Source organism: Kitasatospora sp. NPDC001683, from assembly GCF_053596495.1.
This window is the reverse complement of sequence record NZ_JBSFGK010000015.1, coordinates 62672-81652: the sequence shown is the minus strand read 5'-3', so window position 1 is coordinate 81652 and position 18981 is coordinate 62672. Positions and strand designations below refer to the sequence as shown.

The 18981-nt window shown below is 74.3% G+C and carries 13 protein-coding genes and 1 pseudogene; all 14 read right to left on the bottom strand.

Going from position 1 to position 18981, the window contains the following annotated elements:
- Positions 1–64 precede the first annotated feature (64 nt).
- Complete coding sequence (gene asnB / locus ACWCYO_RS11085) at positions 65–1993, bottom strand: asparagine synthase (glutamine-hydrolyzing) (protein ID WP_449784036.1); 1929 nt, start codon at positions 1991–1993, stop codon at positions 65–67.
- A 3-nt stretch (positions 1994–1996) separates the two neighbouring features.
- On the bottom strand, positions 1997–3520 hold the full coding sequence (locus ACWCYO_RS11080; RefSeq protein WP_449784035.1) for a Wzz/FepE/Etk N-terminal domain-containing protein: 1524 nt from the start codon (positions 3518–3520) through the stop codon (positions 1997–1999).
- Positions 3517–4905 (bottom strand): Wzz/FepE/Etk N-terminal domain-containing protein, encoded by a 1389-nt coding sequence (locus tag ACWCYO_RS11075; protein WP_449784034.1) that lies wholly within the window; start codon positions 4903–4905, stop codon positions 3517–3519. Before ACWCYO_RS11075 ends, ACWCYO_RS11080 begins: the two co-directional genes overlap by 4 nt.
- Positions 4902–6182: a glycosyltransferase family 4 protein gene (locus ACWCYO_RS11070; RefSeq protein WP_449784033.1), complete on the bottom strand. Its 1281-nt coding sequence runs from the start codon at positions 6180–6182 to the stop codon at positions 4902–4904. The genes ACWCYO_RS11075 and ACWCYO_RS11070 overlap by 4 nt, the downstream gene beginning before the upstream one ends.
- On the bottom strand, positions 6172–7488 hold the full coding sequence (locus tag ACWCYO_RS11065) for a nucleotide sugar dehydrogenase (protein WP_449784032.1): 1317 nt from the start codon (positions 7486–7488) through the stop codon (positions 6172–6174). The genes ACWCYO_RS11070 and ACWCYO_RS11065 overlap by 11 nt, the downstream gene beginning before the upstream one ends.
- 73 nt (positions 7489–7561) lie before the next feature.
- Entirely contained in the window at positions 7562–9058 is a 1497-nt protein-coding gene (locus ACWCYO_RS11060) for a sugar transferase (protein ID WP_449784061.1), read from the bottom strand.
- 679 nt (positions 9059–9737) lie between these two features.
- A pseudogene (locus ACWCYO_RS11055) lies at positions 9738–9869 on the bottom strand (alpha/beta hydrolase); the annotation flags it as partial.
- Positions 9870–9929: 60 nt separating this feature from the next.
- A complete protein-coding gene (locus ACWCYO_RS11050) occupies positions 9930–10325 on the bottom strand; it encodes a RidA family protein (protein WP_449784031.1) in 396 nt (131 codons plus the stop codon).
- Between the two features lie 195 nt (positions 10326–10520).
- Positions 10521–11279 carry a methyltransferase domain-containing protein gene (locus ACWCYO_RS11045; protein WP_449784030.1) on the bottom strand — a complete coding sequence of 253 codons (759 nt, stop codon included), beginning with the start codon at positions 11277–11279 and terminating at the stop codon, positions 10521–10523.
- A 3-nt stretch (positions 11280–11282) separates the two neighbouring features.
- Entirely contained in the window at positions 11283–12086 is an 804-nt protein-coding gene (locus ACWCYO_RS11040; RefSeq protein ID WP_270141458.1) for an SDR family oxidoreductase, read from the bottom strand.
- Complete coding sequence (locus ACWCYO_RS11035) at positions 12083–12952, bottom strand: TauD/TfdA family dioxygenase (protein WP_270141460.1); 870 nt, start codon at positions 12950–12952, stop codon at positions 12083–12085. Before ACWCYO_RS11035 ends, ACWCYO_RS11040 begins: the two co-directional genes overlap by 4 nt.
- Positions 12949–14220 (bottom strand): aspartate aminotransferase family protein, encoded by a 1272-nt coding sequence (locus ACWCYO_RS11030; RefSeq protein WP_270141462.1) that lies wholly within the window; start codon positions 14218–14220, stop codon positions 12949–12951. Before ACWCYO_RS11030 ends, ACWCYO_RS11035 begins: the two co-directional genes overlap by 4 nt.
- A 32-nt stretch (positions 14221–14252) precedes the next feature.
- On the bottom strand, positions 14253–18398 hold the full coding sequence (locus tag ACWCYO_RS11025; RefSeq protein WP_449784029.1) for an AMP-binding protein: 4146 nt from the start codon (positions 18396–18398) through the stop codon (positions 14253–14255).
- Positions 18395–18964 (bottom strand): DUF6309 family protein, encoded by a 570-nt coding sequence (locus ACWCYO_RS11020; RefSeq protein WP_270141465.1) that lies wholly within the window; start codon positions 18962–18964, stop codon positions 18395–18397. Before ACWCYO_RS11020 ends, ACWCYO_RS11025 begins: the two co-directional genes overlap by 4 nt.
- Positions 18965–18981: the final 17 nt, after the last annotated feature.

Sequence of the window (18981 nt, the reverse complement as noted above, 5' to 3'; positions counted from 1 at the left end):
TCCCCTTGCTTCTAAGCCGGTTGCTGCTGCGCCGGGAAATGAGCCGTACGCCGGAAAGTGAGCCCTAAGCCGTCGGATGAGCGCTGTGGCCGGAGGTCGCGCCGCGGTACCAGTACTCGAGGGTCAGCACGTGCCACAGGTGCTTGGAGAAGTCCCGCTGGCCGGCGGCGTCCTCGGCGACCAGCCGCGCGAGTGCGTCGCGGCGCAGGAACCCGGAGCGGACCAGCTCGCCGTCGTTGATCACCTCGCGCACCAGCGGTGCCAGGTCCCGGCTCATCCAGGCCCGCAGCGGGGCGCTGAACAGGCCCTTGGGCCGGTACACGATCTCCCGGGGCAGGATCGAGGCGGCTGCCTCCTTGAGCACGGCCTTGCCCTGCCGCCCCACGATCTTGCGGTCGCCGGGCACGGTGAACGCCGCCCTGACCACCTCGACGTCCACGTACGGCACCCGCACCTCGGTGGACGCGGCCATGCTGGAACGGTCCGTGTAGGCGAGGTTCAGGCCCGGCAGGAACATCCGGGCGTCGCCCAGGCACATCCGGTTGACGAAGTCGTCGAGGTCGTTGTCCTGGTAGACGTCCGCGTGCTCGGTCAGCACGTCCTCGACCGTCCCGGCCAGGTCCGGGTCGACCAGGGCGAGCAGTTCCTCCTGGTCGTACATGGTGTAGCTGCGCCGGAACGCGGTCTCCTCCGGCAGGTCGGCGAAGGAGAGGAACCGCTTGGCGAACCGCACCGACCGCAGCCCCCGCCTGGCCGTGGCCACCGGCAGCCGGTCCACGGCGGCGGACAGACCGCGCCGCAGCGGCCGCGGGACGCGCTGGTAGCGCAGCGCGAGCTGGTTGGCCAGGTGCTTGCGGTAGCCGGCGAACAGCTCGTCGGCGCCCATCCCCGACAGCAGCACCTTGACCCCGGCCTCCCGGGCGGCCGAGCAGATCAGGAAGGTGTTGATCGCCGCCGGGTCGCCGATCGGCTCGTCCAGGTGGTACGTCATCTTCGGCAGCAGGTCGAGCACGTCCGGGGCGATCTCGATCTCGTTCAGGTCGACGCCGAACCGCTCGGCCACCTGCCGGGCGTAGCGCAGGTCGTCCGGCATCGCCTCGAACCTGGCGTCCTCGGCGCGGAACCCGATCGTGTAGGCGGAGATCCCGGGGTGGTCGCGGGCCGCCAGCGCGGTCAGGTAGCTGGAATCCAGTCCGCCGGAGAGGAAGGTCGCCACCGGGACGTCCGAGAGCAGGTGACGCCTGGTCGACTCCTCGACGATGGCGGCGAGGTCCGGCAGCTCGCCGGCCCGGGCCCGGTCCCGGCCCTCGGCGGCGACCTCCCGCAGGTGCCAGTACCGGCCGCGTTCCACCCGGCCGTCGGGCCGGCAGCGCAGCCAGCTGCCCGGCGGCAGCTTCTCCGCCTCGCGGAAGGCGCAGCGCGAGTCCGGCACCCAGTAGTACAGCAGGGAGGCCACCAGTGCCGCCTGGTCCACCTCCAGCGACCCGCCGGTGGCGGCGGCCAGCGCCTTGAGCTCGGAGGCGAACACCAGGCCCTCGCCGCGCCGGACCAGGAACAGCGGCTTGATGCCGAGTTGGTCGCGGGCGAGCACCAGCTCGCCGGTGCGCTCGTCGAAGATCCCGAACGCGAACATGCCGCGCAGCCGGGGCAGGCAGTCCGTGCGCCAGCGCCGCCAGGCCTCCAGCAGCACCTCGGTGTCGGAGGTGCCGCGGAAGCGCACCCCGGCGGCCGACAGCTCGGCCCGCAGCTCGGGCGCGTTGTACAGCTCGCCGTTGTACGTCAGGACCAGGCCGTCCGAGACCATCGGCTGGGCGCCGGTCTCGGAGAGGTCGATGATGGCCAGCCGGCGGTGCCCCAGGTGCACTTCGCCGTCACCGAGGGGGTGGCCGTACCGGCCCGCTCCGTCCGGGCCGCGGTGGGCGAGGGTGTCGGTGAGCAGGTCGGTCACGGCCTTGCCGTCCGGCCATCGGTACGTGCCCGCGATGCCGCACATGTGCTACCTCGCCTCCTGATCGCTGTCGGGGACCCGTGAGGTCCACATCGGTAGTCGTTCCGTCCGCCGCCGGCCCGTCCGGCTCAGCCGGGCCAGCCGCCCGTTCTCACCGCGCAGCGCGGTGTGCGGCCCGTCCCACAGGGTGCCGTCGGTCCGGTCGCGCGGATCGGGGTCGATCAGCACCACCCCGAGCACCGGGATGCGCTGGTCCGCGAGCTGGCGCGCCACGGTGTGCAGCCAGGCGGCGCTGCCGTGCCCGGCGCGCACCACGAGCACGGTCCGGGTGCCGAGGTGGCGCAGGTCGGTCCACGCCGTGCCGGGCGCCACCGAGCCGACGCCGAGCCGGCGTTCCGCACCGGCCCCGACCTGCTCGGCGGCGACCACTGCCGGCTCGCCCGGCCTCGGGCGGCGCTTGGCGAGCTGGGGGCCGGGCAGCCCGTCGACGACCACCACCGGCCCCTCCTCCGCCAGTGCCCCGGCGAGGTCCAGGGCGATCTCGCCGGTGCTGCGCGCGCAGCCCAGTTCCAGCAGTGACACCGCTTCCGCGGAGCCGCGCACGGTGCGGGCCAGGGTCGCGGTGAGCCTCGCCCGGGCCGTCCGGGTCCGCCGCGGCTGCCACCGGCCGGCCGGTCGGCGGGGCACCCGGCGCAGCTCCGCGATGACGGAGGCGCCGAGGTTCGTCGCGATCTCCCGGCGCAGCACGGGGCGGTCCGCCACCACCGCGCCGACGGCGGCCACCGCGATCCCGAGGACGAACCCGAGGACGAGCCCGATCCCGGCATCGGTGGCGGCGGTCTTCGGCAGGGACTGCCTCACCGCGCGCGGGGCGTCCACGATCTGGGTCCCGGCGACGAGCCCGGGGGTGCCGACGCCCGCCTCGGCGGCGCGCTGGCTGAAGTCGTTGATGCGCGAGGTGAGCACGGTCCGGCTGTCGTAGAGCGACTGCAGGTTCGTCGCGGCCTTCGCCCCGCTCTGCTGCGCCGCATCGCCGATCTGCTGGTTGACCTGGGCGAGTTCCTTCTGCATCTGGTCGCGCTGGTCGAGCAGGGCCTTGGCCTCGGCGGCCGCGGCTTCCTGGATCCGCCGCACGTGGTCCGCGACGAAGGCGTCGGCCAGTGCCTTGGCCCGGGCCTGGGCTTCGGCGTCGCTGTGTCCGGTCACGGTGATCTGCAACAGGTTGTTGGTCAGGCCGGCGCCCCCGTAGTCCCGCATGAAGTCCTCAGGTTTCTGCGCGGACCCGAGGGCTTGCAGCGCCTTGCCGGCGATCTCGGTGGTCTGCAGCAGGGCGGCGTCGGTGCGGATCAGGGTTCCCGGGTCGTTGGGCTGGTCCGCCTGGTGCGCGACCAGCACCGTGGTCACCGCGGTCGGCGGCGGCGGCTTCAGGACCGCCAGCGCCGCGCCGAGCAGCAGCCCGACCAGCGCCAGGCAGCACCAGAGGCGCCGCCGCCTGCGCACCGCGACCACCAGCGCCTGGAGGTCCAGCAGTGGCGCGGCGGGCGGCGGCTCCGAGGTCGTAGTTGGTGTCACCCCGACCCTCTCCCCCCGTCGTCGCCGACCGCGAGCGCCGGCGTGGCGTCATCCGCGAGCGCCGGTTCGGCGTCGTCCGGTCGGCGGCCTTCGGACCGCGTCGGACGCTCCCGGACCGGGCCGGCGACGACGACGCCGACCAGCTCGTGCCCGGCGTCCGCGCACGCGTCGGCGATGCCGGCGAGTTCCTCCGCGGTCCAGCCGCCCGCGCTGAGCACGAGCAGGGCACCGGACTCGTCGTCCCGGTCCGGCAGCAGCGGCCGGGACACCGCGACCTCCACCACCCGTAGCAGCGGATCGCTCCCGGCCTCGTCGACCAGCTGCCCGGCGGCCCGGCGGCCCGGCTCGTCGCCGTCCGGGACGACCACCAACAGCCGTGGTGGGTCCGGAAGTCGGTCCCGCAGGCGGGCGCACACCCGCCGGTAGCGGAGCCGCCGGTCGGCCTCGTCGCCGGAGGGCTGCGGGGCCGGCAGGTCCCACCGGACGTCGGTGCCCAGCAGCCGGCGGAGCAGCGCCCACGGGCCACGGCCCGCCGGCCGGTGCGCGCGCGGCCCCCCGGGCACGTCGACGGTGCCGAGGAGCGCCGAGCCCAGCGCCGCGGCGATCTCCGCCCCGGTGCGCGGCCGCCGGCTCCTCCGGGCGGCGACGAGATGCCCGACGACCGCGATCAGGAAGAACGACAACGCCCCGGCGGCGATGAGTTGGATCCTGGTCGGCGGCGCCTGGCCGGACGGCCGGGTGGCCGAGCCCATGACGACCATGTTGGACCGGTTGGCGGCCGGGTCGATCTGGTCCAGCTTCTTGATGGCGTCCTGCAGTGTGGTGCGCAGCTTCTCCAAGTCGGTGCGGGTCTGCACGCTGTCCACGGTCTGCCCCGGATCGGCCGCGGCCGCCAGGTCGGTGATGCGGCGGCTGGCCTGCACCACCAGCTGCCGCAGCGCCTCGGGCTGCGCCGCTTCGGGGTCGGTGCTGTCGCCCGCGATCCGCCCGGCGAAGGTGACGAACTGCTGGGCCACCTGGTCGGAGAGCTGCTGGGCGCGCTCCGGGGTGTCGGCCGTGCCCGAGATCTTGATGATGTTGCCGTCCGCGGCGGTGGCGCTCACCTGGTCCCGCAGCTCGCTGCCGCTGACCCCGTTCCAGCCGAGCGTGGCGGCGGCCCGGTCGACCACCACCGAACTGGTGGCGATCTCCGCCTGGGTCAGCAGCTCCCGGTCCTGCCACACCCCGGGCAGCAGCACCGACGCCGACGCCGTGTAGCTCGGCGGGAACAGCAGCGAGGTGCCGTAGCCGACCAGCGCACCCACCGCGGCGAGGACGGCGAGCAGCCGCCAGCGCCGACGGAGGATCCGGCCGATCGTGACCAGGCGTATCGTGTCGTCGCTCAACGGCGCGGCCTTCTCCCGGGCCGGTCCCGGCCCCCCGCCGACGCCGGAGCGTCGTCCCGGCAGGCGGCGGCGTAGGCGGCGAGCAGAGCTCGTTGGGAGTTGCGCCAGGCGAGCGGCCCGTTGATCCGCTCCTGGCCGATCTTGCCCATCCAGGCCCGCTTGTCCGGATCGTCCATCAGCTGGGCGATCAGCCCGGCGAACGCGGACTCGTCGTCGGCGGGCGCGTAGACGGCGGCGTCGCCGGCGGAGACCCGCGCCTCCCGGAGGTCGAAGGAGACGATCGGCCGGCCCACCACCATGTACTCCAGGACCTTGTTCATGGTGGACACGTCGTTGAGCGGGTTGCGCGGGTCGGGCGAGAGGCACACGTCCGCGCTGGACAGGTAGCGCACCAGGTCGGTGTCCGGCACGCGCCCGGTGAACTGCACCTGGCCCGACAGCCCGAGCCGCCGGGACAGCTCCACCATGGCGTCGAAGGTGTCGCCGCCGCCGACGAACACCGCGTGCCAGTCGCTGCGGCCGAGCTCGTCGCGAAGCTTCGCCAGCGCCCGCAGGGCGTAGTCGACGCCGTCCTGCGGGCCCATCACGCCGAGGTAGCACAGCAGATGGGGCTTGCCGCGCTTCAGCTCCGGCTCGGGCGGCACCGGCCGGAACCGGTCGGTGTCGGGCGCGCTGCGCACCACGAAGACGTCCTCCGGCCGTCGGCCGCCGCGGCTGAGCGCGACGTCCCGGTAGCTCTCGTTGGTGGCGAGCACGACGTCCGCGGCCCGGTAGGTCCACCGTTCCAGCGCGCACACGGCGCGGTAGAGCAGGTCCTGCCCGCGGTCGAACCGGGAGAGGTACAGCTCGGGCACCAGGTCGTGCTGGTCGAACACGAACCGCGCGCCGCGCCGCTTCAGCCACAGGGCCGGCAGGAACAGCAGGTCGGGCGGGTTGCAGGCGTGGACCACGTCGACCGGGCCGACCCTGCGGGCCAGCCGGGTGGTGTGCCACAGCGCCGATCCGTACTCCCGCAGGTAGCCGGCCGGCCCGCCGGTGGCGGCGCGCAGCGGGTAGCGGTGGATCCGCACCCCGTCGATCACCGCCTCCGGTTCGGTGTCCCGCTTGCTCCCCTGCGGGCAGATGACGTGCACCGTCCAGCCCGCGTCGCGCAGCGTCGTGCACTCCTGCCACACCCGCCGGTCGAACGGCACCGACAGGTTCTCCACCAGGATCAGCGCGCGACGGCCCCGGCCGTCGCCGCTCGTCGCGTCTGCGGACTCCGTGTCACCAAGCAAGGCCCGTGTACCCCGGTTCGGCCCGGCGCGCCTCGGCGTCGGGGAGGCGGACGAGGTCGACGATCAGCGGGCCGCCGCCCTGCGGCAGGGCCGACAGGACGGCCGGGTCCCTCGTTCCGACCACGCACACCTCGGCGTGCTCGAGCACCTCGTCGACGGACTCCGCGAGCAGCTGCGCGAGGTGCGGCAGCCTGGTCTCGATGTACTCGCGGTTCGCGCCGAGCAGCCGGGAGAGGTTCACGTTGGGGTCGTAGATCCGCAGGTCGTAGCCCTTGCCGAAGAGCCGCTCGGCCAGCTCCACCAGCGGGCTCTCCCGGAGGTCGTCGGTGCCGGGCTTGAAGGACAGGCCGAACAGGCCCACCCGGCGCCTGCCGGTGCGCTCGACCAGCTCCACCGCGCGCTGCAGGTGGTCGGAGTTGGAGGGCAGCACGTGGGACAGGATGGGCACCGAGACGTCGGCCCGCTGCGCCGCGTGGACCAGGCTGCGCAGGTCCTTGGGCAGGCAGGAGCCGCCGAAGGCGAAGCCGGGCCGCAGGTAGGCGGGGCTGATGTTCAGTTTGCGGTCGGCCAGGAAAACGTCCATCACCTGGTGCGAGTCCACCCCGAGCGCCTGGCAGACCGCGCCCAGCTCGTTCGCGAAGCCGATCTTGAGGCCGTGGAACGCGTTGTCCGCGTACTTGATCGCCTCGGCCGTCGGGACCGGCACCCGGAACACCTCGCCGGGCAGTCCCTCGTACAGCGCCGCGACCACGTCGCCGCTCGCCCGGTCGAGCTGGCCGATGACGGTCTTGGGCGGGTCGAAGAAGTCCCGCACGCTGGTGCCCTCGCGCAGGAACTCCGGGTTGACCGCGACCCCGAAGTCCACCCCGGCCGTGCCCCCGGTGTGCTTCTCCAGGATCGGCACCAGCAGGTTCAGGCAGGTGCCCGGGAGCATGGTGCTGCGGAACACGACGGTGTGCCGCCCGCCCCGCTCGGCCACCGCGGCACCGATCTGCTCGGCGACCCGCTCCAGGTAGGTGGTGCACAGGCTGCCGTTGGGCTCCGACGGCGTGCCCACGCAGACCAGCGACACGTCGCTGCCCAGGATCGCCTCGCGGACGTCGCCGGTGGCGCGCAACGCCCCCGACCGTACGACCTCGGCGATGAGTTCGCCGATCCGCTCCTCGACCACCGGGGCCTTGCCGTCGTTGACCAGGTCGACCTTCACCTGGTTGACGTCCACCCCGATGACCTCGTGGCCCAGACTGGCCAGGCACGCGGCCGACACGCAGCCCACGTAGCCGAGCCCCAGGACGCTGATCCTCATGACCCGTTCCTCCCCTCGGGCAGGCCGGTTCGGCCGGCCATCCGCGCGCCGATCGGACGGCGCCCCCCACCCATCAGTAGGCCCCCTGCCCCTGGAGCACCGCACGCAGCGTCTTCCACAAGATCACCGCGTCCAGGGCGAGCGACCAGTCCTCCACGTACCGCAGGTCCAGGCGCACCGCCTCCTCCCACGGCAGGTCACTGCGTCCGCTGATCTGCCACAGGCCGGTGAGCCCGGGCTTGACGAGCAGCCGCCGGCGGATGTCCGGGCCGTAGGCGGCGGACTCCTCCGGCAACGGAGGCCGCGGCCCGACGAGCGACATCGAGCCGGTGAGCACGTTGAGCAACTGCGGGAGCTCGTCGAGCGAGTACCGCCGCAGCACTCCGCCGACCCGGGTCACCCGAGGGTCCCGGCGGAGCTTGAACAGCAGGCCGGCGCCCTCGTTGCGGTCGGCCAGCTCGGCCCGGGCCCGGTCCGCCCCGGGAACCATGGTGCGGAACTTGACCAGGGTGAACTGGCGGCCGTCCTTGCCGACCCGGTGCTGGCGGTAGAACACCCCGCCCCGGCTGTCCACCAGGACGAGCAGCCCGACGAGCAGCATCAGCGGCGCGAACAGGACGAGCAGGATCGCGGCGCCGAGCCGGTCGACGACCGCCTTGACCGCCCGCGGGCCCCCGGTGAAGGCCGGCATGCTGACCCGCAGCATCGGCATCCCGAGCACCGCGTCGACGTGCAGCCGCGGTCCGGCCACCTCCATCAGCACCGGCGCCACGACCATCTCGGCGTCGCCGCCCTCCAGGTTCCAGGCCAGCCGCTGCAGCCGGTCCGGTGTCCAGTACGGGTCCGGGGTGACCGCGACGACCCGGTAGCCGTCGCGGCGGACGTGGTTGGCGACGTCCGTCAGCCGGCCGACCACCGGCACTCCGTCCAGCCGGTCACCGCCCGGGCCGAGCGCGTACGGCGTGCACACCGCCTCCACCCGCCAGCCCAGGTGCGGGAACTTGCGGGTCCGGGCGATCAGGTCGCGCACGGTGGCCGGGCTGCCGGCGGCGAGCACCGGGCGCAGGCAGCGTCCGTAGTTGCGCTGTTTGTGCAGCCACAGGCGCAGCAGGTACCGCTCGGTCATGGTGACGAGCGTGATCGCCGGGATCGCGACGAAGACCCAGAGCTTGATGTTGTGCGAGGTGAGGGCGATCCCGCCGAGCGCGAGGACGACGGCCGCCGTGAACAGTGAGCGTCCGAGGCGGCGGAACTCCTCGGCGCCCTCGCCGAGCACGGCCGGAGCCCACGCGCGGGTCGTCGCCAGCGCCCCCAGTACCAGCAGCTCGGTGCCGAAGGCGAGGATTCCCCATTTCTCGTGCCAGTTCGACGCGTTCCGAACCCCGAAGAATCCGCCGATCGCCGCCACCATGAAGGCGGTGGCCACGGTGTCGCTGATGATCACGGTACGGCGGTACTGCTGCTCCCAGTCGATCACGGACCGGCTGAGTCTCCCGTTCACCCGACGCCGCGGCGCCGATGGAAACGGGCGGACTAATTCTCCTTCCCCCTGCTCAACAGCCCCGTCCAGGTTGCCAGTGGGTTCGACGTGCTCGCTCCACACGGTTCCTCCCCCCGGGAGGCCTGCGCCTCCCGCACCTGTTCGTTCCTCCCCCCGGGAGGCCCTGCCTCCCGTGCCGCGCTGTTCCTATCCGCGGGAGTTCCCGCCTCCCGCGCATGGCGAAATTGCCGGATTCCCGAGGTGCGCGGGAACCCGCCGACGGTTGCTCTCCACACTCAGGGCCCGTTTTCGGACACCAGGAATTTCCCACCCAACGTCTTCCGCCGGGGACGCGACCACCGACCGTCCGCAGCACCGGACTTGAAGATCATGAAGTCTCGCCTCGCGCCCAACCGTTGCGAAGTGAAAGTCAATCTAGAGCATCGGGGGCACCCGAAGAGGGGGATATGTGAAACACATGGTCGAAGTTTGAAGTCGGATCTACCGAATGATCACCTCGGGGGGCTCCGGGAAGCCGAGGACGTGCGGTGTGACCTGTGACGACGCGCCCGACCGGGCACGCGGAGGGTCCACTGGTGCGGAGAAGTCCGGCACCCCGGCCGGGAGTTGGCATGCTCAGCCGGTGACCTCGACGGTCGCCGCCCGGCCGGCGGGAACGGTGAGGGTGGCGCAGGTGTGGCTGAGGCCGTCCACGGTGAGGCCGCCGATGCCCTCACTGCCCTCGGCGGCACCACCGCTCCGTCACTGCGCCCCGCCACTCCGCCAGCCCGGACAGCGTCAGCGGATGGACACCGTGGCCGGCCGCACGCAGGTGCGGGACCACGTCCTCCCAGGCCCACGCCCCGAGCCGGGCGCCGGCCACCAGTACGAAGTGCACCATTCCCGCACCCTAGGACCTGTCTTCACCCACATGTCCCGCGCCCTCCCGTGACCCCCTTGCTCAGCCGCCGAGAACGGCGTCGACCTCCACCTCGACCAGCCACTCGGGGTCGATGAAGCGGGAGACCTCGACGAAGGTGGTGACCGGCCGGATCGCCGCGAAGCGCTCCCCGTGGGCCCGGGCGGCCTCCTCCCAGGTCGTCACGTCGGTGAGCATGATCCTGGTCCGCACCACGTCCCCGAGCGACGCGCCCGCCGCTTCGAGCGCGGCCTCGGCGATGTCCAGGCACCGGAGCGTCTGGGCGTAGACGTCGCCGTGCCCGACGTTCCTCCCGTCGTCCCCGATCGGCGCGGTGCCCGCCACCGCCACGTACGGGCCCTTGCGGACCGCGCGGGAGAACCCGATCCGGGGCTCCAGGGGCGAGCCCGAACCGACCAGCTTTCGACCGTTGTCCATCGCGCCATGCTCGCAGACCGGCGGGCGGCCCGACCACACCGTCCCGAGGCTTGGACCGGCCGTCACCGGCTACCCCGCCCTCAGTCTCCGGCGACGGCGGTGAACTCGGCCGTGTGGACCGCGTCGCCCTGCTTGAAGTCGAGGTAGAGCCGGTCCAGCTCGGGCCGTTCCGCTGCCGGCGAACCCGGTGGGCGCTCAGGCGCCCCGCTCGCGGTGCCGCCACCGCACCGGGTCGACGGCCGCCTCGCCGCGCCGGCCGACGCCCGGACCGGCGGGCGCAGGGGCCCGGTAGCCGGCGCAGGTGAGTACCAGCATCTCGTCGCCCCCGGGCCGGAACTCGTACGCCACCCGCCGCACCCGGCTCCCGATCCCGAGGACCGCCAGTTCCTCGCGCAGCCGTTCCAGGCCCTGGTAGCGCTCGCCGGTGTCGTACACCGTCACCGGGAAGAGCCGGACCTCCCGCCGTGCCACCCGGGCGAGGTCCAGCAGCGCGGCCCGTTGGAACTCCTCGCCCAGCCGGTTGCCGTACGAGAAGACCAGGTGCGAGCTGAGCACCAGGTCGAAGGAGCGGTCAGCGAAGGGGAGTTCGGGCAGTGCCCCGGCCACGTAGCGCTCCGGGCGGGCGGCGATGTCGGCCCGGAACAGCCGGGTGTTGGCGCTCCACTGCCGGATCAGGTCGTCCGCGTCGGCGTACCAGGACCGGGCGAAGCCGGCCGTCTCCCGCGCCAGCAGCTCGCGTTTGAAGCCGGTCTCCCGCTCGACCAGCAGGCCCAGCTCCGCCCGGTGCACGGCGTATTCGCGGTCGACGGCGACCGTGTCGATCCCCTGCCGCCCGGCTTCGGCGACGAAGCTCGCCGCGCCGGCCGGGCAGTCGAGGATGCGCTGGTCGAGGTCGCGGTCGGTGAGCGCGAACATCGCGCGGTACTCGGCGAAGGAGCGGGCGCTGACCAGCACGGCTCACCCCCTCCCGACGAAGGGCATGGTGGTGGGCAGCACCACCAGGGACTGGATGCTGGTGTCCGGCGGCTGCGAGGCCATCAGCAGCAGGGCCTCGGTGAAGCGCTCCACCGGGATGGTGGCCTCCACCGCCATCGTCCCGTCGGCCTGCATCGCGGGCGGCTGCGGGCTGCCGTCCAGCGGCGCGACGTTGCCGACGTCGATCTGCCCGCAGGAGATCCCGTACGGGCGGCCGTCCAGCGCGAGGACCTTGGTGAGGCCGAGGACGGCGTGCTTGGCGGCGGTGTAGGCGAGGGAGTTGGGGCGGGGCACGTACGCGGAGGGCGCGCCGTTGTTGATGATCCGGCCGCCCTGCGGGGTCTGGGTGCTCATCAGCCGGAAGGCCTCCCGGGCGCACAGGAACGCGCCGGTGGCGATGGTGTCCAGCACGCGGTTCCAGTCGCGGAACGGCGTCTCGGTGATCGGCCGGCGCGGGGCGGCGGCGCCGGCGTTGTTGAACAGCAGGTCGAGCCGGTCGTACCGGTCGCGGACGGCGTCGAACAGCCGGGCGACCTCCTCCGGACTGCGGATGTCGGTCGGCACCGCCAGCACCCGTCCCGGGTCGACCTCCGCGAGCGCGGCGGTCTCCTCCAGCGCGTCCTTGCGGCGCCCGGCCAGCACCACCGTCCAGCCGGCGTCGAGGAGGGCCAGCGCGGAGGCCCGGCCGAGCCCGCTGCCGCCGCCGGTGACCAGCGCGACCCTTCCGTGCGGCTGGGTCCTGGCGGGTCGGGTCCTGTCGGATCGAGTCTTGTCTGATCGGGTCACGGCGCCCACGTCTCCCCCTCGTTGAGCCAGATCCGCAGCATCCGCCGGGCACGCGGGCCGGGTTCGTCCCGGTACGCCGAACGCCCGTGCAGCACTCGGCTGTTGCGGATGATCAGCAGGTCCCCGGCGGCCATCGACAGGCCGAAGGCGATCTCCGGCCGGTACAGCACCTCGTCCAGCACGCCCAGCGCCTCCCACTGACGGTCGGTCAGCTCCGGCCCGCCCCGGTCCGGCGAGGAGCGGACGGTGCGGGTCTGGTAGTAGCAGCCGATCGTCCCGTCCTTCCGCGGGTACAGGATCGGAGTGACGACCAGCTGCGGGCCCGCCCGGCCGGTCCGGTCGAAGGTCCAGTCCTCGCCGAGCGTCGCCAGCGCGTCCGGCCGCTCCCGCCCGATCAGGTCGTGGACGTGCCGGGCACTCGCCAGCTTGGTCAACCCGCCGCCGTGGTAGGCAGGTTGGAGGCAGAGCAGGACGAGCAGGTCACAGGTGTCGCAGTGGAAGCCGAGTTCGGTGTCGCCGTCGCCGTCCTGGTCGCGCAGCACCGAGGTGAGGTCGCCGCGCCCGTTCTGCGGGACGATCCGGCCGTAGTCCGCCAGCAGGAAGGACAGCGCCTCGGCGATCTCCTGCTCCGGCCGCGCCGGGTCGACCAGGTTGGCGACGTGGGTGAGCCCGACCGAGTCGGTGCTCTCCCGCACGAAGGAGCGCAGCCGCTCGCGCACCGGCCCGCCCGCGCCCCAGCGTCCGGCCCGGGCGTCGGCCCAGAGCAGCCGCCGCTCCCGCTCCCCCAGCCGCAGCGACCACAGCTGCCGTCGGGCCGCCAACTCCAGGCTGCTCCAGCCGATCTCGGTCACGGTGTGCTCGTTCACGACGTCTCCTCCTGCCGGGCCCCGGCCGCGACGGCCTTGGACCAGAGCGCCAGCGCCTCGTCGATCTGCGCGGCCGTGACGACCAGCGCGGGGACCATCCGGACCACGTTGAGGTGGATCCCGCAGGGCAGGAGCAGCAGGCCGAGTTCGGCCGCCGCCTGCTGGACCCGCCGGGCGGTGTCAGGGTCGGGCGAGCCGTCCGGTCGGCGGAACTCGCTCGCCGCCATCAGGCCGAGCCCCCGGACGTCGCCGATGCCGGGCGCCCCGGCGGCGACCGCCCGCAGGCCGTCCAGCAGCCGCGCGCCCTGCTCGGCCGCGTTCTCGACCAGCCGCTCCTCGCGCAGCACGTCCAGGGTGGCCAGGGCGGCGGCGCAGGCCACCGGGTTCCCGCCGTAGGTGCCGCCCTGCGAGCCGGGCCAGGCGCGCGCCATCAGCTCGGTCGGCGCGGCGATGGCGGACAGCGGGAAGCCGCTGGCCAGGCCCTTCGCGGTGATCAGCACGTCGGGCCGCACCCCGGGCTCGTGCTGGTGCGCCCAGAACCGGCCGGTGCGGCCGAAGCCGGTCTGCACCTCGTCGACCACCAGCAGGATGCCGTGCCGGTCGGCGCGCTCGCGCAGCCCGGCGAGGAACCCGGCCGGTGCGGGCACGTAGCCGCCCTCGCCGAGCACCGGTTCGACGAACATGGCGGCCGTCTCGGCGGGCGCGGAGACGGTGGCCAGCACCTCGTCCAGCCCGCGCAGGGCGTGCGCCACCGCCTCCTCCTCCGGGAGTCCGAGCCGGAAGGCGGCCGGGAACGGCGCCACCGCGACCCCGGGCACCAGCGGGCCGATGCCCGCGCGGAAGCGCGTCCCGGCGGTGGTGAGCGAGGCCGCGCCCATGGTGCGGCCGTGGAAGGAGCCCTCGAAGACGATCACGTTCTGCCGCCCGGTGGCGTGCCGGGCCAGCCGCAGCGCCGCCTCCACCGCCTCCGTCCCGGCGGTGGCGTAGAACAGCGAGTCCAGGCCGGGCGGCAGGACGTCGCCCAACCGCTCGGTGAGGGTGAGCAGTTGGTCGTGCAGGACGGTGGTGTACTGGCCGTGGAGCAGCCGGCCGGCCTGTTCGCGGACGGCCTCGACCACCTTCGGGTGGCAGTGGCCGGTGCTGGTCACCCCCACGCCGGAGGTGAAGTCGAGGTAGCGGCGGCCGTCGGCGTCGTAGAGGTGGAGGCCTTCGCCGCGCACGGCGATGACCGGGGTGGCTTGTTTCAGCACGGGGGAGAGCTGGGACAAGGGAATCTGCCTTCTCTCAAGGGCCTGTCGGATCAGGGAAGTTGGGTCTGTCCGGTCGGATCGGCGGGCGGCAGGTGGCCGGCCTCGGCGGCCCAGCCGAGCGCGGCCGCCCACCACTGCGGGGTCGGCGCGGTGAAGCGGACGCCCAGCCGGTCCAGGACGGCGGTGGTGTACGAGCTGTCCACCCGGACGTTGCGCTCCTCCTGCTGGGCCCAGGCTGCGGCCAGCCGGGCGGCCGTCGGGTGCTGCCGCTCGGCCCGGGCGATGGCGGCGGCGAAGCTCTCGTCGTCGGTGAGCCGGACGGGACGGCCCGACTCGGCGAGCCAGCGGACGAGTTCGTCGTGCGGCGTGGCGTACGGCGTCTCGACGTGGTAGGCGCCGGGTGCGGCGTACGGGTCGAGGGCGATCGCGGCGATCCCGGCCGCCACCGTGTCCACGTGCGAGAACGCGAAGGCGGTGTCCGGCCGACTGGGGGCGGCGCCGGCCAGCAGGTAGCCGCGGACGAGCTGGTAGATCCGGTTGTCGCCGGTGTTGGCCTGGAAGGCCCCGGTGCGGCTGTGCGCGGCGATGTGGCCGCTGCGGTACAGGTAGGCGGCGTGCCCGGTGGCCGCCCAGGCCCGGACGGCCTGCTCGGCGCGGTACTTGGAGCGCTCGTACGGGGTGCGGAAGTGCTGGCCGATCCACAGGTCGGCCTCGCTGAAGCGGCGCGGTGGGCCGTCCACCCCGCCGGAGACGGCCAGCGTGGAGACGTGGTGGAGCCGGGCCTGCGGGGCGTGCTCGTCGAGCCAGGCGAGCAGTCGGCGCACCGCCGTGTGGTTGGCGCGCTCCAGCTCGTCGGGCGAGGCGACCAGCCGGACGTCCGCCGCGGCGTGCACCACGATCCTGGCCTCCCGGGTCCGTTCCAGCCCGGCCGGGGAGAGACCGAGGCCGTCCCGTTCGAGGTCCCCGGCGACGACCTGGGCCCGCCGGCCGGCCAGGCGCCGTACGGCAGCGGCGTCGTCGGCGGCCCGTACCAGACAGGTGACCACGGCGCCGCGCCGCCGGAAGGCGTCCAGCAGGTGGCGTCCGAGGTAGCCGGTGGCGCCGGTGAGCAGCACCCGGGCGGGTTCGCGGACGCTCGCCCGGGCTGGGGGCGCCACCCCGGCGTGCAGCAGCTGCCCGGAGGTGGACAGCGGCGATCGCCGCGGCTCGGCGGCCGCCGGGCCGGCGATCGCCGTGGCGAACCGGCGCAGGATCCGCTCGGCGGCCTCGCGCGGGACGGCGGGCCGGCCGTACACCAGGTCGGCGACCAGCCGCTGCTCCACCACCCGTGCGGTGAGCCGCAGTCGGTACAGCGGGTCGCCTCCGGCGCAGCGCGCCACCCCGGCCTGTTCGTCGGCGACGGTCCAGTCCAGCGCGGGCTCCTCGGGCAGCCGGAAGGTGCCGAGGAAGTTGAATCCGACCGTGGGGCGCCCGCCGGGCCCGTCCGCCGCGTCCATCGGCCGCACGGGCACCTCGCGCAGCTGCCGCGCGGTCTCCTCCGGGCCCGCGAACGGGTCCAGCTCGAGGTGCTTGACGGCGGTGAACCAGCCGACGGTGTCCAGGAATTCACCCGGGTCGCCGGCCGTGTCCCGCCCGTGGGTCTCGACCTCCACCGCGACGCCGGGCTCGCCGCGCCACCGGGCGACGGCTCCGGCGAAGGCGTCCAGCAGGACGGCCTCCAGCCCGGCCCCGCCGCCGTGCCGGCCGACCAGTCGGGCGGTGGCGGCGGCGTCCAACGACCAGCTGAGCGCGCCGGGTCGGGCGGGCGTGGCGGGTTCGGCGACGGCGGTCTCCGGTGGGGGCGGCGGAGCGGCCGCCGCCCAGCGGTAGAAGTCGCCCGTCGGCGGCAGGTCGGTCGGCTTGCGGTCCAGCGCCGCGCGGTAGGCGTGGGCGAGGTCGTCCAGCAGGATCCGCCAGGACAGCCCGTCGACCACCAGGTGGTGGGCGATCAGCGCGAGCCGGTCGTCGGTGCCCGGCGGGCCGGTGAACAGGTGGACGCGCAGCAGTCGTCCGGCCAACGGGTCGAGGCTGCGGTGGAGTTCGGTGCAGACGCCGGCGACGGTGTCGGCGATCGCGCCCGCCGCGCGCGGGATGCGGGAGTGGGAGACCGGGTCGAGTTCCGCGACCGCCCGGGGTTCGCCGTAGCCGTCCGGGTGGAGGGGCCGGCGCAGCGCCGGGTGGCGTTCCAGGACGGCCGCGACCGCCGCCGAGAGCGCGGCCGGGTCGACGGCGGTGCGGCAGCGCAACAGCACCGACTGGTTCCAGTGCCGCAGGTCCCGGAGGGATTGCCGGCGGTACAACCAGCGCTGGGCTGGGGCTAGTTGGCCGCCTTCCGAAGTGTCGTCGCGCCGGGGGGCCGGCCCGGCCGGGGCCACCGGTACCGCCGCCCGGGCCAGTGCGGCCGCCGTGGGGTGCCGGTAGAAGTCCTCGTAGGCGACCCGCAGCCCGGAGCGCCGCAGCAGGGCGATGGTGCGCATGGCGAGGATGGAGTCCCCGCCGAGGCCGATGACGTCCGCCCGCGTCCCGACGCCGGGCAGGCCGAGCGCACCGGCCCAGAACCGGGCGATCTCTCCGGCCAGTCCCCCTTCGGCCGCTCCGGGGGCCGACTCCGCCCGGTGCTCGACCAGTCGGTCCACCAGCCCGGCCAGCGCGGTCCGGTCCAGCTTGCCGTTGGGCCCGACCGGGAACTCCGGAAGCAGCAGGATCGGCTGCGGCACGGAGTAGCCGGGCAGCCGGTCGCGCAGGTGGTCGGCCAGCCCTGCCACTCCGGCGGAGGGATCCACCATGCGGACCGCACCCAGCAGTTGGTTTCCGACAGCGGTCTCCCGCAGCAGCGCGGCGGAGCCGGCCACGCCCGGGTAGCCGTCCATGGCCCGTTCGACCTCGGCGAGGTCGACCCGGTACCCGCGGACCTTCACCTGGCGGTCCACCCGGCCGAGGAAGACCAGGTTCCCGTCCGCCCGCCGGCGACACAGATCACCCGTCCGGTACGTCCGGCGGCCGTCGTGCCGGACGAAGGCCCGGGCGGTCTCCTCGGGCCGTCCGAAGTACCCGGCGCTGACGCCCCGCCCGCCGATCAGCAGCTCCCCCGCGGCGCCGTCGGCCACCGGCCGCCCCGCCTCGTCCACCACGCCGAGCAGCACCTCGCCGATCCCGCTGCCGATCGGCACGGTCGGTTCGTCCAGCGGCAGTTGACCGGCGGCGGTGGCCAGGAAGCAGGTCGCGCCGACGGTGGTCTCGGTCGGTCCGTAGTGGTTGACCAGCCGCTCGGTGACGGCGCCGTCGAGCAGGGCGGCGGCGAGCGGGCGCGGCAGGGCCTCGCCGCCGAGCAGCAGGGTGCGCAGCGGCGGGGTGCCGGCCGGGCGGCCCTCCAGCAGGGCGGTCAGGTGCGAGGGGGTGGTCTTCAGGGTGTCGACTCCGGCGCGGCGCAGCGTGGCCCAGAAGGCCGCGGGGTCGCGCACCTCGTGGTCGGGGACGACGTGCACCGAGCCGCCGGTGGCCAGGGCGAGCAGCCAGGCGGTGTGCCCGAGGTCGGCGGCGAGCGTGGTGACGTGCGCGGTCCTGGGGGCGTCGGCCTCGGTGAATCCGAGCCGGGTGGCCAGCGAGCGGGCGTAGTGCACGGCGTTGGCGTGGGTGACGGCCACCGCCTTGGGTTCGCCGCTGGAGCCGGAGGTGAAGGAGAGGTACGCCGGGTCCTCGCCGGCGGGCTCGCCGCCCTGCCAGGACGGCCCGTCCGCCAGGGCGTCCACCACCTCCAGGCCGATGCTGCCGAGACCGCTGGGACCACCGGGACCGCCCTCGGTGGCGAGCGCCCGCCCGACCCGGACGGCCGCCAGCCGCCGGGCGAGGTCGGCCGCGGACCAGTCGGGATCGGTCAGCACGGCGGCCGCGCCGCAGCGCAATACCCCGTGCAGCAGCACCAGCATCCGGGCGTCCCGGGGGCCGAGCAGGGCGACCCGGTCGCCCCGTCCGGTGCCGTCGGCGGCCAGCCGGGCGGCGATCCGCCCGGCGGCGGCGTCCAGGGTGCGGTGGTCGAGGCTGCGGACGCCGTCGGCGACGGCGGGCCGGTCGGGGTGGGCCCGGGCGAGGTGCGACAGCAGGGCGGTGAGCGAGTCGGTGGCGGGGGTGGACCGGACGTGCCGCGTCGCGGAGGTCAAGCCGACTCGTCCCCCGTCCGGGCCGTCCCGGCCGGTCGGGCGGCCACCCGGGGGTCACCCGCCAGGTACCCATCCAGCTCGGCGGCTTCGGGGAGGCGCCCGGCCAACTCCCAGGCCAGCATGCGGTGCAGGCCGTCGAGGTGGACCAGTCCGGACCGTACCGCCAGCTCCGCGTAGTCGGGGTGGTCGACCGGCACGGTGCAGAGGTAGAGCGGCGTGAACGGGGCTCGGCGCAGCAGCCGGAGCTTCGCCGCGCAGGCCGGGTTGGCCGCCGTCCAGGCGGCGCCGCCGGAGCGGACGCGTTCGGCCGCTCCGGCGACGGTCAGCCCGGTGCGCGGGACCAGTTCGAGTTCGCCGCCCTCGCTGAGGTGCCAGGGCAGCACGACGCCGAGGACGTCGGCCCGGGTGAGCCGGACCCGCCACCAGCCGCCGGCCATCTTGTCGGCGCGTTCCAGGTTCTCCTCGCCGTACACGTTGGTGTTCGCCTCGTGGGCCCGTTCCACCGGATGGTCCCGCAGGTAGGCGTCGTGGACCTCGGCGTAGGCGACGGCGGTGACGATCTCCACGGCAGTGCTCCTCAGGC